Annotated in this window: 13 protein-coding genes; 4 read left to right on the forward strand and 9 right to left on the reverse strand. The window is 55.9% G+C overall.

The annotated features are described in order from the left end of the window. Positions 1–11: 11 nt before the first annotated feature. The 4 genes from QGM61_RS07555 to QGM61_RS07570 form a co-directional block, all read right to left on the reverse strand. Positions 12–959 carry an ABC transporter permease gene (locus QGM61_RS07555; protein WP_281132531.1) on the reverse strand — a complete coding sequence of 316 codons (948 nt, stop codon included), beginning with the start codon at positions 957–959 and terminating at the stop codon, positions 12–14. Further along, positions 949–1,896: an ABC transporter permease gene (locus tag QGM61_RS07560; RefSeq protein ID WP_317622151.1), complete on the reverse strand. Its 948-nt coding sequence runs from the start codon at positions 1,894–1,896 to the stop codon at positions 949–951. Before QGM61_RS07560 ends, QGM61_RS07555 begins: the two co-directional genes overlap by 11 nt. Further along, positions 1,896–3,584: an ABC transporter substrate-binding protein gene (locus QGM61_RS07565; RefSeq protein WP_281132532.1), complete on the reverse strand. Its 1,689-nt coding sequence runs from the start codon at positions 3,582–3,584 to the stop codon at positions 1,896–1,898. The genes QGM61_RS07560 and QGM61_RS07565 overlap by 1 nt, the downstream gene beginning before the upstream one ends. 168 nt (positions 3,585–3,752) lie before the next feature. Beyond that, on the reverse strand, positions 3,753–4,397 hold the full coding sequence (locus tag QGM61_RS07570; RefSeq protein WP_281132533.1) for a hypothetical protein: 645 nt from the start codon (positions 4,395–4,397) through the stop codon (positions 3,753–3,755). A 497-nt stretch (positions 4,398–4,894) separates the two neighbouring features. Here QGM61_RS07570 and QGM61_RS07575 point away from each other — a divergent pair, with 497 nt between their 5' ends. Beyond that, the gene (locus QGM61_RS07575; RefSeq protein ID WP_281132534.1) at positions 4,895–5,341 is read left to right on the forward strand and encodes a hypothetical protein; all 447 of its coding nucleotides are present in this window, start codon (positions 4,895–4,897) and stop codon (positions 5,339–5,341) included. 23 nt (positions 5,342–5,364) lie between these two features. Here the strand turns inward: QGM61_RS07575 and QGM61_RS07580 are convergent, their stop codons facing one another. Genes QGM61_RS07580 through QGM61_RS07600 form a run of 5 tightly spaced genes read right to left on the reverse strand, consistent with a single transcriptional unit; the run spans position 5,365 to position 9,069 of the window. Next, a complete protein-coding gene (locus QGM61_RS07580) occupies positions 5,365–5,607 on the reverse strand; it encodes a hypothetical protein (protein ID WP_281132535.1) in 243 nt (80 codons plus the stop codon). 16 nt (positions 5,608–5,623) lie between these two features. Next, a complete protein-coding gene (gene hisC, locus QGM61_RS07585; protein WP_281132536.1) occupies positions 5,624–6,721 on the reverse strand; it encodes a histidinol-phosphate transaminase in 1,098 nt (365 codons plus the stop codon). A gap of 12 nt (positions 6,722–6,733) precedes the next feature. Next, positions 6,734–7,591, reverse strand: coding sequence for a hypothetical protein (locus QGM61_RS07590; protein WP_281132537.1), 858 nt, complete (start codon positions 7,589–7,591; stop codon positions 6,734–6,736). Beyond that, the gene (gene rimI / locus QGM61_RS07595; protein WP_281132538.1) at positions 7,588–8,094 is read right to left on the reverse strand and encodes a ribosomal protein S18-alanine N-acetyltransferase; all 507 of its coding nucleotides are present in this window, start codon (positions 8,092–8,094) and stop codon (positions 7,588–7,590) included. The genes QGM61_RS07590 and rimI overlap by 4 nt, the downstream gene beginning before the upstream one ends. Positions 8,095–8,106: 12 nt before the next feature. Further along, positions 8,107–9,069, reverse strand: coding sequence for a hypothetical protein (locus QGM61_RS07600; protein WP_281132539.1), 963 nt, complete (start codon positions 9,067–9,069; stop codon positions 8,107–8,109). A 112-nt stretch (positions 9,070–9,181) separates the two neighbouring features. On the opposite strand from QGM61_RS07600, the gene QGM61_RS07605 reads away from it, so the two are divergent. The 3 genes from QGM61_RS07605 to QGM61_RS07615 all read left to right on the forward strand — a co-directional run bounded on the left by QGM61_RS07605 (position 9,182) and on the right by QGM61_RS07615 (position 12,447). After that, positions 9,182–10,165 carry an NADPH:quinone oxidoreductase family protein gene (locus QGM61_RS07605; RefSeq protein WP_237133552.1) on the forward strand — a complete coding sequence of 328 codons (984 nt, stop codon included), beginning with the start codon at positions 9,182–9,184 and terminating at the stop codon, positions 10,163–10,165. A 62-nt stretch (positions 10,166–10,227) separates the two neighbouring features. Beyond that, a complete protein-coding gene (locus QGM61_RS07610) occupies positions 10,228–11,961 on the forward strand; it encodes a class I adenylate-forming enzyme family protein (RefSeq protein WP_281132540.1) in 1,734 nt (577 codons plus the stop codon). Positions 11,962–12,159: 198 nt separating this feature from the next. After that, positions 12,160–12,447 carry a hypothetical protein gene (locus QGM61_RS07615; protein ID WP_281132541.1) on the forward strand — a complete coding sequence of 96 codons (288 nt, stop codon included), beginning with the start codon at positions 12,160–12,162 and terminating at the stop codon, positions 12,445–12,447. The last annotated feature ends 277 nt before the right edge of the window (positions 12,448–12,724 follow it).

Here is a 12,724-nt window from a genome sequence, read left to right on the forward strand (position 1 = left end):
TTGTGAATCCGTCACAGGTTCGACTCCTTGACCTCAAAGCGACTGCGCAGCCTGTCACCAACATAGTTTAATGACAGCACCGTCAGAAACATGGTTATCGACGGCACCAGCGCAACATGCGGTGCGATTGCCAGGTGGCGCTTGCCTTCGGCAATCATGCCGCCCCAGGTCGGTTGCGGGGCCTCTACACTCAAGCCCAGAAACGCCAGCGCACTTTCAACAATGACCACCAGGCCCATGGCAACCAGGCCGTAGGCCAGCACTGGCAGAATGACATTTGGCAGCACTTCGCGCAGCAGAATGCGCAGGGTACTGGCCCCCATGGCTCTTGCCGCCAGCACATACTCACGCTGCACAACAGACAGGGTGTTGGCGCGCGCCACGCGCGCGTAGGCAGGGATCCACAAAAGCCCGATCGCCAGCGAGATGGCCATCAGGCTCTGACCGATGAAGGCCACCAGCGCCAGCAGCAGCACCAGCCAGGGGAAGGCCAGAATGACATCAAGCACGGCCATCAGTGCGCGCTCGAAGCGACCCCGGAAATAACCAGCCAGAATTCCGAGACTGCCACCAATCAGCATACCGATGCTGACCGCTGTTAAAGAAATGACAACCGACACCCTGGCACCGTGAACCAGTCTGGAAAGCATATCCCGCCCCAGGCCATCGGCGCCAAGCCAGTTGGTCGTAAACGGCGCATTCAGGCGATTGACAATAACCGGGTCCAGCGGGTCGCGCACGGGCAACACCGTTGCAAACAGAGCGCATGCCGCCACCAGCAACAGCCAGCCGGCAGCCAGCCAGAAACCTGTGCCGAAGCCACTGCCAAACACCTGGCGTACAGCGACCGAAAAGCTCAGCGCGCGACTGGCACGCCCGGCCGAGCCATAGCTGGTTTTGCGCCGGACCGGCAGTGGTTCAGCAGGCGTACGGCGTCGGTTACCTGACTCAATCGGCATGGCGCACCCTTGGGTCGAGAAGTGAATAACTCAGATCAACCAGGAAGTTTACAACGACGTAGGCAGTGGCAATAAACAGGACAATACCCTGCACCATCAGCAGATCACGCTGGAGAATGGACTGATACAGCAAGCGTCCGACACCCGGCAGTGCAAATATCTCCTCAATAATAATAGCGCCACTTATCACACCACCCAGTTGCAGCCCCACCACTGTCATCAGCGAGAAAGAAGATGGGCGCAGGGCGTGGCGAAGCATTATCTGCCAGTTGGGAACACCTTTGGCACGGGCCAGTGTGATGTAGTCCTGTTGCAATGTGCTGATCAGGTCGGTTCGCAGCAGGCGCATGTACAGCGCCAGTTCGATCATTGCCAGCGACAGCGCTGGCAGTGCGGCGCTACGCAGATTGGCTGCCGGTGACACCGAGAATGGCACCCAGCCGGTGGCCGGGAACAGGTTCATTGATACAGCCAGGATAAGAATCAGGAAAATCGCCATCATGAAGCTGGGTATCGACATCAGTGCGAAGCCCAGTCCGCTGATCGCCCGGTCCAGGCGGCTTCCGGCGTGGTAAGCAGAGAGCATGGCCAGCGGCACTGCCAGCAGCAGGGCAATGACTATCGCCATTACTCCCAGCTGAATGGTCACCGGCAATCGGCTGAGTATGGCATCCATGACTGACTGTCCGGTCATCGGGGAACGCCCAAAATCACCAGTGAGTGCAGAGCCCAGCCAGTCGAAATAACGGACAAGCAATGGACGATCGAGCCCCAGCTCGGCTCTTAGCGCCGCAACCGCTTCGGGGGAAACGCCCCCTGCCCCCAGTATCATTACTGCGGGATCACCGGGCAGCAGACTGACCAGCAGGAAGGTGAAAAAGGACACTGCCAACAGGGTACCAACCAGCCAGGGTAACTTGCGCAGCACCAGATGCATTATTCGTCACCCTCCTGGCTGGCCTGTTCGGCCTGCCAGGCTTCATCGTCAAGCATCCACACCTGGGCCCAGCTGACCTGAGCAACCGGCATACCATCGCCCAGTGTCCCGTCCGGGAAGGTCCAGTCTCGCAAATTGCGCACGCGCGGCTGTGCCGCAACGGCAGATGGCGTTGAGCCAGTCCAGGTGTTTGGCACCTGTTCAGTCAGCAGCATCATGATGTCTTCGACGGCGGCCTTGCGAATTTCAAACTCCGGCTCGGTTCGCAGTATCGCCAGCTTCTCTTCGATCAGCGGGTGCGTAAAATTGGTGTAATTCAGTGGCTGGATATCCACTGGTCCGAAATCATTATTGAGCGTGATATAGGGATCCTGTTCATTACTGGTGCGCCAGCACGTGGTCATGTAGTCGCCACTGATGACGCTCTGGATCTGTGTCGCCTGTTCCACCTGCCGCAATCTGACGTCGAAACCGACCGCATTCCAGAGCGCCTGATACATCTGTGCCAGATCCTGCAGGCTTTGTTCTGGCAGGCACATCAGCTCCAGGGAAATCGGGGTCCCGACCGGCAGCCCGTCGGAACGATCAGGGTCATTGACATAGGACTGCACCAGCTCTCTGGCACGCTGCTGGTCACGCTGTGGCCAGGCTTCTGCCACCCGCTCGGAATACCAGACGCTATTTTCGTTGAAGTACTGGGTCTGCACCGGGGAGATACCCCGTCCACCCAGCACCTCAACCAGCGCGGCCGGATCGACCGCCCATGCCAGCGCCTGACGCACACGATAATCGTCAACCGGGGGGCGCTGGGCATTGAAGATGGCGCTGCCACTGCTGTTGCCCAACTGTTCGTAGAGGTGAATGTCAGACATACGCCTGAGTCTGTCGACGATGTGCTGGCGTAAAGTCTGAATGGCATCCATGTCGCCGGAAATCAGACTGGCGACACGGGCATCTTCATCCGGCAGCGGCCTGAAGGTGATCCCATCGAGATAGGGCAGCCCTTCTCGCCAATACTGCTCATTGCGCTCCAGCACCAGACGGTCATCCCGCCGCCAGCTGACCAGTTTGAAGGGACCGGTGCCAACCGGATAAAGTCCAGCCTCCTCGCCGTACTGCTGAACAGCAGTTGGAGACACTGGCCAGCCAACGGCGCGCGTCAACATATCGGGGAACGGAACCACAGTCTGCGTTAAATGGTAGACGACTGTCAGTTCATCAATAACCTCCACCCGGTCGATATCACGGATGGAACCGAAGGTTACTGAGCCCTGACGCTTGTGGAGGTTATCAAAATTCCACTTGATCGCGTCGGCGTCAAGCGGTGTGCCATCATGAAAGACAACTCCCGGACGCAGTCGGACGGTCCATTGATCGTAGCTTTCGTTGGGTGTGACTGACTCAGCCAGGTAGGGCCGAAACTGGCCTTCATGGTCCAGTCGGACCAGAGGATCAAAAAGTGCCATGGCAACGGTTAACGCGGCAGGTGCCACATGATTGCCGCGTCCGGGAAGCCAGTTATTGGTCTCGCCCTCCAGGGCAACCCGCAACTGCCCACCATAAACTGGCGGACCCGGGTCAGCGGGCGGAGCATTATCCACATAGCCGCCATTTTCAGGCATACACGCCACCAACAGCAGCGACACTGACAACAGCGCCGAACGATATATCAGGCCAATCTGTTTCATCCGTCCCCCCCGGGCATGCCATCTTACCTGCGAGACGATTTCTAATTATTCAGGCAAAACGGCAGCTTGGGACGGTATCAGCAAATGAGTGGAATTGACAAGTGCCGAAATCGCTTCGGCACTGTCAAAAAAGTTGAATGGTAACTCGGGCGGGTTCAATCGCTGCGGTCAGTGCAAAGTCGCACTCGCAGGGCGTACCAGGTCGCTTGCAAAATCGGGGTGCAGCAAGTCTGTAGTCTTGACCATCAGCAGATCGTGGCGGCTCAGTCGATCATATTCACCGATGGAAACCACATCGACCTCTTCCAGCAGGACACAGACAACGTCTTCCCCATCCATATCCACAACCACACAGCGCTTGAATCCGTCCAGCGTATTCAGCGCAGCGAAGCTTCCGATGTCACAGGCGTGCGGCGGATAGCGGCCGATAGAGTTGTTCAGCATGCCATGCGACGAGTAAGCCGTTCCAAAACCGGCGGCAGCGACCACATGTATGATCTCAATGATCTCTGGGTCGGTCAGATCCACGCGCACCGACTCAGCAACCGGCACATGCTCGCCCTGCTGCTGGCAGGTAACCAGTTTGAGGAACAGGTTCATGTCGTCCTGATTCCATTCAAGCGTCTCTTCATTTTCCGCACGGGTACTGTCAGACGAAAAGCTGACCACGCTGGTTTCGATGGTCAGGTCACGCCGCTCTTCAGCCTCGTCGTCTGGTTCAAAAGGAACCACCATTGAAACCATACAGAATCCGTCGCTGGATTCAGGGCTCAATCGCCAGAGGAATGGAATGTTGCCGGAGAGTTCAACCATGATGAGTAAGACCTGCAATAATCATGTTGCTTTACGATAGCATTAGAAATGAGTCAGCACCAGCGTAAACCGCCGATGTCGCACACTGTGACACAGTTAATATGTGGGCACTTAAGTAACATTTCAATGCACGACTTTGAAGCAGTTCACACATCACTCCCCGAAGCTCGCCAGCTTGTCCACAGAATCTGTGGATAAGTCAGTTGATAACTTACGGATAAGCGCCTGAAACGCTTGAATCATGGCGACTTAGCTTAAATTGGTTATTTTTTAACCAACAAAGATATCTATATATATCAATTGCTTATGTATTTTTTATAGGATAAAAGCGGTTTTTTGAGAAAAATTGTGTCGAAGATTGACATCGCTGACATCTATGTGCATAAAACCGCGTTTTTTCATGAGCAACTGCAATTCAATCGCATTTCTATATGTTTTTCTTCGATTTTTTTGCCCTATAATGAATTCACGTGCAGACCCGCCCAAGAGACACCCGTATGAAACGAATCGCGCTCATCCTTTCAAGTGCCGTGCTTGTCGTCGTTGTAAGCCTCACGCTGTGGCAAAATTATGACCGCGGGCAGGCTATTGAGCAGGCTTCTCAGTTAATGCAGGAAGTCACGCAAACCGCATTGTCTGACTGGGACCCGGCGCCCGTGCTTGCCAATGCGGCAGTGCCCACCCCGGAACCAATGCAGGAGGCATCTATGGTCAGTGTTTTCAATGCCTTGCGGCGCCTGGGTGAACTGCGCCAGATGGGTGAGGTGCAGATGGAGGTTGATATACCCCCGATCTGGCAGACCAGTCGAGCCGCGACAGCGGGTTTTGTCACTCACGCTGAGTTTGAGTACGGAAATGCAGAAATCCGCATCACCATGGAGCGCGAGTCTGGCCGCTGGTACTTTACCAGCTTTCGCGTGCTGACCTCCCTGCTGGCTGCCTGACGGACAACAGCAGAAGTCTCGCTTCAGTCATCGGCCTTCCGTTCGCCGATTTTCCGTATCAGTCTGGCTATCAATTTGATGGCAGCGACGACCAGAACGGCCAGCAGCATTGTGCCTATCACAACCGCGAGACTGCCTATCAGAAAGCTCGCCAGTTCCGACAGCGGTATATCATACGATACCGTCAGCGCATAGAGCGCGGCTACCGCGATTGCCAGCCCACCCAGAGTGGCACGGGTCTTTACGGAAACTCTACGTTTGCCCATAAGGCTCCAACAATGTTCATTGTGACTTCAAAAGTTGTTTGAGTGCGGACAGCAGGGTGTCGTTTTCCTCGACCGTGCCCACCGTTATTCGCAGCTTGTCGCTCAGTCGGGGCTGATCGAAATAACGGATCAGAATGCCTTGATCCTTGAGTCCCAGGTACAGCGTCCTGGCCAGCTCATCGCTTGACTGTGAGGCGCCATGTGGCACTGTCGCCAGCAAAAAGTTGCTCTGACTGGGCAACACATCAAAACCCAGCTCACGCAGCCTCTCAGCCAATCTCAGGCGCTCGCTGCGCACCTTTGCCCAACCGACCGCCGCTTCGTCCTTCGCCGCCAGCGCCGCAGCAGCCAGCTCCTGCGAGAATGCATCGGTGTTATAACTGTCGCGTGTTTTATACAGCATTGGTGCCAGCAATTCCGCCGAGCCGATACCGTAGGCAAAGCGGAGGCCTGCCAGCGAATAGCCCTTGCTCATCGTACGCAGCAGCAGGACGTTGTCAAACTCCCTGACCAGAGGCACCGCATCATAGGCCTGATCAGGGTCGATGAAATCAACATAGGCCTCATCAATCACCAGGACGCCGCGAAAGGTCCGGGCTATCTCCCGCAGGCGCGACACAGGCAACAACTTGCCGGTTGGCGCGTGAGGGTTGACTACAAACGCCAGCCTGACGTCGGCGCGATTTAACTGATCGGCGAAATCATCCGGCAGTGCCCAGTCATCCAGCAAGGGGATACGACACACCTGGCACCCCTGTATTGCAGCCAGCACGGGGTAGAGTGAGTAACTGGGCTCGGCCATGCCCAATGTCTGTCCAACGTCAACAAAGGTGGTGATTGCCAGCCTCAACAGCTCGTCGCCACCGTTGGTCGCAATGATGTTGTCGCGACTGAGGCCATGACTGGCAGCGGCCACATCCCTGAAACCATTGGCGAATGGTTGCGGATAGCGGCGCAGCTGCTCCACTGAAAGTCCGGCCAGCGCATTGGCAACGGCTGCAGTGGCAGGATAAGGGTTTTCGTTGGTGTTCAATTTGATTACGCGCTGCTGAGCAGGTTGTTCGCCAAAGGCATAACCTTGCATGTCGCGGATATTGGGTCGTTCATAACTCATACAGCATCGTCCTCAGGGCACGTAGGTAAACGTGCGATTGTTCCAGCCATCACGCCATCTTGATTCATTGCGTTCTGCCGGGGCGTTTGCGATTCGGCGCGCCAGCACGGCGCGTGCCGCCGCCGCGAACTGTTCAAGCAGCGCGCTTTCGTCGTCCAGGATCGGCGGATTGTCCAACATAAACTCGAGGACCTGCAACAGACCCCAGCCCTCACCCTGGTAGCGTTCGGACAGCGCCGTGCCCTCACCCTTGAAGTTGACATAGTCGATGAGCGTGTACATCCCGTATGGCGATGAGGTATTGGCGATACGATAAAAAAGATCCTGAACCGCTTCCGGGCGATCACTGGCCTGCATCAGTTTCGGCAGGCTTTCCTCCATGCGCTGCATGATAAAAGCGGTCTGTGTCGCCCGGGTGTCGTAAAGAAATGCCCGCAACTCACTTAGCTGAGCACCCTGCCTCGCTTCAAGAAAGGTCTGACGATCGGACCACGGCGATTCCCACCCTGGCAGCCCGGCCAGCCAGGCCGGCAACTGTTCACCGCGACTGACATAATAGGCCAGCAACTGCGGGAAACTCTCCACAAACCGCTCCTGCTGACCCTCGCGGTACCAGATAAAGTGGCCGATCCCAAGCGACGGGAAATCCTCTCCTGCATTCCAGCTGGTCAGGCAGTCCATACGTCGGGCACATTCATTGTTAAAGATCTGGTCAGCCACCCATTCTGCCTCACTTTCACTCAGTTGCGGCAGGCTGTCGGGCCCATTCTGCGCGTAAAGTTCCGAGGCAGCACAGCCGTAAAAAAATATGACCAACGCGGCATTGAGCACTGATCGCGCCCATCGACGGGACTTGGATTTAATCATCATTGTTCACTCTGTTTTTGCAGGCGTGAATCCAGCCGACACGAGAGAATCAGGGCATTTTCCCGTTCAACACTGCCTGGCTCGGAAGGATAGTAGTGGCGTCTTTCGCCGACCTGAACAAAACCCGTCGAATAATAAAGAGATCGTGCAGCATGATTGGATGGCCTGACTTCCAGAAAACAGGTATCTGCTCCCAGACGCTCTGCTTCAGCCAGTAGATGCGCCAGCATCTTCCGGCCATACGCGCGTCGACGGGCCTGAGGATGGACACAGAGCGTCAGTAAGTGGCTCTCATCCATTGCTACACTCATAACGCCATGCGCGAGAATTTTGTCGCGTGTCGCGTATACCCAGCACTGGTAACCGGCGCGCAGGCAATCAAGAAAAATACGCTTGCTCCAGGGGTTGGGATAGGAAATGTTTTCATTGTGCACGACCTGATCCAGGTCGCTTGCCCTCATGCGGCGCAGAACAGGCTGGCTGGGATCTCTGGCTAAATCAAACATGGGTATCAGAATTTACTCGTTTGCCTCTGCGGCCAGTCTCGGCATCAGTGCCTGCATGGCCTTCCACGCAGAGCGCTTGAGTGCTGGCTCGGTCTGCATAGACTGTAAAGAATGGGTTTGTAGTACGGTCAGGCCAAACTGCGCCTCGCGACGCAGTTCCGATTGCATGCCCGATGCATCAGCGGGATGAGACCTGGATTTAAGGAAGAACAGTTCATCATCACCCAGCACCAACAGATTTTGTGCCGGACGATCACGCAGACGGCGCGCGATAAATCCGAGTACGGCCTGCTCTGCCGCCTGTTCATCATCTGCTGGTCCAATTCCAAGGTCGGCTGGCAAGGGCCAGTGAAAAGCCTGGCCGGAGAGCTGAACCTGCCTGTATCTTGGATTGAGCGCAGCAATAATTCTCTGCAGCATCTCGCGTGAGGCAGCCGACAGCTGTTGCTGCTGCGATGGCTGCACAGCCAGAACCGCCAGCTGTGTGTCGAGACCAAACCAGGTAAAGGCAAAAGGCTGCACGGATAACTCGCTGCCCGCTGGCTGATCATCCTTATTCGATTCAGGCTCTGGAACAGCGGGTGCCTGCGCCATGACTTGTCTGGATAAATCCCCTGGATCGGTCCTGCCAGGCTTCGGCTGCGGCGCTGTCACAGATGCCTGCAAGGCCTGCCTTGCGGCTTCCAGTTCGGCTTGCGGGTTACCTTTTGGTGTTTTCTGTTCCGGCCGCGCAGGCACTGGTTCAGCAGCTTGCACAGCACGGCTTTCGCCCACTTCGATTGAAGCGCGAGGCTGAACCGAATCAGCGGCACCTGCCTGTATTGCCGAAAAGTCGAAAGCCGGTGATGGCCCGGCACCAGGCAGCGTGCGTGTCGGGCAAAGGGCGACGACACCCATTTCGGCCAGCAGCTCGCGCCGCCACAATTCGCGGCTGGCTGAGCCTGGCGTACCTGCATATGCGTTTGATTCTCCCATTCCACTATTATAGGGACTGCAGCGCTTTTGCGCCAAAGCAATATTGTGCCGTGCGGGCAAACATGGTTGAATCTGTGCCTTTGTCAGAAGATGCTTCCAAAGGGGGAACGACATGAAAGCACTACTCTGCAAATCCTACGGACCACCTGAGAACCTGGTGATCGAGGATGTACCGGACCTGGAGCCGGAGGCCGGAGAAGCCATAGTTGATGTATATGCAGCGTCACTGAACTTTCCGGACACCCTGCAGATTCAGGGCAAGTATCAGTTTCAGCCACCGATGCCATTTTCACCTGGCTCCGAAGTGGGTGGCATCATCAGCAAGCTCGGTCCAAACATGGACGGCTTCAAGGTCGGCGACCGCGTCATGGCCACACCTTCCATCGGCGGCATGGCAGAACAGGTACGCTGCGCAGCGGCAGGCCTGCGCAAGATTCCTGACAATATGGACTTCAAGACCGCCGCTGGCTTCGCCATGGTTTACACCACGTCCTACCACGCCCTGAAACAGCGTGCCCAGATCAAACCCGGCGAGACACTACTGGTGCTCGGCGCCAGTGGCGGCGTTGGTATGGCAGCGGTGGAACTTGGCAAAATCATGGGCGCGCGAGTCATTGCTGCGGCCAGTAGCGATGAAAAGCTTGAGTTTGTTAAACAGGCTGACCCTGACGAACTGCTCAACTATGGCGACGGAGAGCTCAAGGAAAAGGTCAAAGCCATGACCGACGGCAAGGGCGCAGACGTGATCTATGACCCGGTCGGCGGCGATCTTTTTGATCAGTCCACCCGCTGCATCAACTGGAACGGCCGTCTGCTGGTGGTCGGATTTACCAGCGGCCGCATTCCTTCTTATCCGGCCAACCTGGCATTGCTGAAAGGCAGTTCCATGGTGGGCGTATTCCTGGGACGTTTCCGCAAAGAGGAACCAGAAGAATACGAGCGGAATTTCCAGGAACTGCTGGACATGTACAGGTCCGGCAAAATCAAACCCATTGTGACCGAATCATTTGCCTTCGAAGACTACGTTGCTGCCTTTAATGTGTTCAGAGACCGGCGCGTCATGGGCAAGGTTACCTTTGAAATTCGCAAGGAATAAAGCCGCAGCAGACACCCATCCGCGCCGCGGCAACATTTGACTACAGAATAAGACAACGCATCATGTTAACAGCACAACAAGTTCAGCAGGACCTGGAAAAACTCAGGGATATCGTTATTGCATTAAAATCGCCAGAGTCAGATCTGGCAACTACCACCAAAGTCATCAACGGCATCGAATTAAACGTATTCGCAAAGGTCCCGGACAATCTTCGAGGCGTCTACAAGCTTGGCCTGGAAGCTGCCGACAAAGACTTTCTTGTTTACGAAGACGAGCGCTTCACCTTTGCGCAGTCACTGCACACCGCCGAGGCCATGAGCCAGGTGTTGCTCAGACGATATGGCATCAAAAAGGGTGACCGGGTGGCTGTCTGCTCGCGCAATTACCCGGAATGGTGTCTTGCCTACATGGCGATCACCATGATCGGTGCCATCGTTGTGCCAATGAACTCCTGGTGGCAGAGCAATGAGCTGGTTTATGGCATCAAGGACAGTGGCACACGTGTATTGTTTGCCGACCAGGAGCGCATAGACCAGCTGCTGCCTGTGATCGACCAGGTCGATGTTGAAGTGATCGCCATCAAGCCCAGCAAGCCAGATCCACGGTTCCCCGAGTTTCATGATCTTGTCGCCGAAGGTCTTAGCGGAGAGCAGGTCGATCTGGACGCCATTGAAGTGCTGCCTGAAGATGATGCCTCAATCATGTACACCTCTGGCTCTACCGGCAATCCCAAAGGCGTACTGTCTACCCACCGCAACATCGTCAACGCCCTCTATAGCTGGATATTTGGCAAAGAGGCCAATGACACGCTGCGCCCTGAGCTGGTAGAAGAGGATCCGGAGTTTGATCCCGGCATACTGTCAAATGTACCGCTGTTTCACGTCACCGGCAGTCACGCGCAGTTTCTGGTCAGCTTCATCATGCTTCGTAAATTCGTCATGATGTATAAGTGGAACGCCGAAAAGGCCCTGGAGCTTATCGAAAAAGAACGCCTGTCCGTATTGCACGGCGTGCCCACGATGACATGGGAAGTGATGAACTCCCCCATGTTCGACAAAACCGATCTGCGCAGCCTGCGAATCGTGCAAAGTGGCGGAGCAGCGCGCCCACCTGGGCACCTGACGCTGATGAAACAGAAATTCGACGAGGTGGTACAGCCAGGGCTGGGTTACGGTCTGACCGAAACCAATGCCATCGGCGCCACAATCACCGGGGCGTTCTATCTGGCCAAGCCAGAAAGCACTGGTCGCCCTACTCAGCCTGTCACAGAAATCCGCATTGAGGATGAACAGGGCAATGTGTTGCCTAACGGACAGATTGGCGAAATCTGTATCAAGGGCGCCACGATCATGAAGGCCTACTGGAATCGTCCAGAGGAGACGGCCAAAGCCATCAAAAATGGCTGGTTCCACACTGGTGATATCGGTCTGCTGGATGAGCATGGCTTCCTGGTCATCAAGGATCGCGCCAAGGACATCGTCATCCGTGGCGGCGAAAACGTGGCATGCGCCGAGGTCGAGTACGCGCTGTGTGACCACCCCGATGTCTGCGAAGCGGCTGTCTACGGCCTGCCTGACGAAAGACTGGGCGAAATCGTTGGCGCCAGCGTCATGGTTCAGCCCGGATCTGGCCTGGACGAGGCCACATTGCAGGTTTTCCTGCGCGAAAACATAGCCCACTACAAAGTCCCCAGTCACATCGCTGTGCAAACCGAACAGCTGGAAAGAATAGCCACTGGCAAGATCGCCAAAAAGCTTCTCAGGGAGCAGGCAATCAAGCGACTTGGCCTCGCGTAAAAAAAGTTTTCCAGACTATTGCATATTTCACTTTTATACCCATAATTCGCATCGTGAGCGCCGGCCAAACCGGCCCTCACGCATGCTGAAGCGTCCAAAGCCTTCAGAGTGCTGGTGGTTGGCATAATCTGCTTAACAGAGCATGCCATGATTCTCGTGTTGATTCCGTTAGGACGGAGTTTTAGAGAGAGTATTCTTATGAAGAGCCATCCCTGGGACGAATTAAACGATAGTTCAAAAGACTACTTCGATTCTGGCAGCTTTGTACCTGAAGCCGAGTTCGAAGAAGAGCCTATGGACAAGCACATGCAGCGTCGCCGTCTGACAGAGCTGCGTCGCCGTACTGAAGAGCGCCTCGACTGGAAGCGCATGTACGGTGATATGCAGTTTGATGACATCGAGGACGAAGACGATGAGCGACTGATGAAGGACGATTTCAGCCGCGCTGCTGACGATTATTACGACTCGGACGAGCTGGACGACTAACTAGCTCGCACCGCGCTACCCCACTCCGGGAGGCGATCCCCGCCTCCCGTCGCTATATGTTTCTCTCCCCGTTCCGCATCAACAGACTGACTTGTCTCCTTAAACCGCAGCGCATCCGGCACCGCTTCTTTTACGAACCGGTCCGGGTAGCGGGTAGCAGATCACGCCCGGATCGCATCCTTTCACCGCTCACCCGGCGGGGCGGAACTTGTATGTTCTGCTCTGACGGGTCATAAATGGCTTGTCGGGGTGGAGGGACCAACGGAACTTCTGGCAG

The sequence above is a fragment of the Pseudohongiella sp. SYSU M77423 genome, assembly GCF_029911965.1.
In the GTDB taxonomy this organism is placed as follows: Bacteria; Pseudomonadota; Gammaproteobacteria; order Pseudomonadales; family Pseudohongiellaceae; genus Pseudohongiella.

What these genes read in the sequence shown, in the direction of transcription:
- QGM61_RS07555 (WP_281132531.1), bottom strand. Translation starts at nt 959, where the DNA reads ATGCCGATTGAGTCAGGTAACCGACGCCGTACGCCTGCTGAACCACTG.
- QGM61_RS07560 (WP_317622151.1), bottom strand. Translation starts at nt 1,896, where the DNA reads ATGCATCTGGTGCTGCGCAAGTTACCCTGGCTGGTTGGTACCCTGTTG.
- QGM61_RS07565 (WP_281132532.1), bottom strand. Translation starts at nt 3,584, where the DNA reads ATGAAACAGATTGGCCTGATATATCGTTCGGCGCTGTTGTCAGTGTCG.
- QGM61_RS07570 (WP_281132533.1), bottom strand. Translation starts at nt 4,397, where the DNA reads ATGGTTGAACTCTCCGGCAACATTCCATTCCTCTGGCGATTGAGCCCT.
- QGM61_RS07575 (WP_281132534.1), top strand. Translation starts at nt 4,895, where the DNA reads ATGAAACGAATCGCGCTCATCCTTTCAAGTGCCGTGCTTGTCGTCGTT.
- QGM61_RS07580 (WP_281132535.1), bottom strand. Translation starts at nt 5,607, where the DNA reads ATGGGCAAACGTAGAGTTTCCGTAAAGACCCGTGCCACTCTGGGTGGG.
- hisC (WP_281132536.1), bottom strand. Translation starts at nt 6,721, where the DNA reads ATGAGTTATGAACGACCCAATATCCGCGACATGCAAGGTTATGCCTTT.
- QGM61_RS07590 (WP_281132537.1), bottom strand. Translation starts at nt 7,591, where the DNA reads ATGATGATTAAATCCAAGTCCCGTCGATGGGCGCGATCAGTGCTCAAT.
- rimI (WP_281132538.1), bottom strand. Translation starts at nt 8,094, where the DNA reads ATGTTTGATTTAGCCAGAGATCCCAGCCAGCCTGTTCTGCGCCGCATG.
- QGM61_RS07600 (WP_281132539.1), bottom strand. Translation starts at nt 9,069, where the DNA reads ATGGGAGAATCAAACGCATATGCAGGTACGCCAGGCTCAGCCAGCCGC.
- QGM61_RS07605 (WP_237133552.1), top strand. Translation starts at nt 9,182, where the DNA reads ATGAAAGCACTACTCTGCAAATCCTACGGACCACCTGAGAACCTGGTG.
- QGM61_RS07610 (WP_281132540.1), top strand. Translation starts at nt 10,228, where the DNA reads ATGTTAACAGCACAACAAGTTCAGCAGGACCTGGAAAAACTCAGGGAT.
- QGM61_RS07615 (WP_281132541.1), top strand. Translation starts at nt 12,160, where the DNA reads ATGAAGAGCCATCCCTGGGACGAATTAAACGATAGTTCAAAAGACTAC.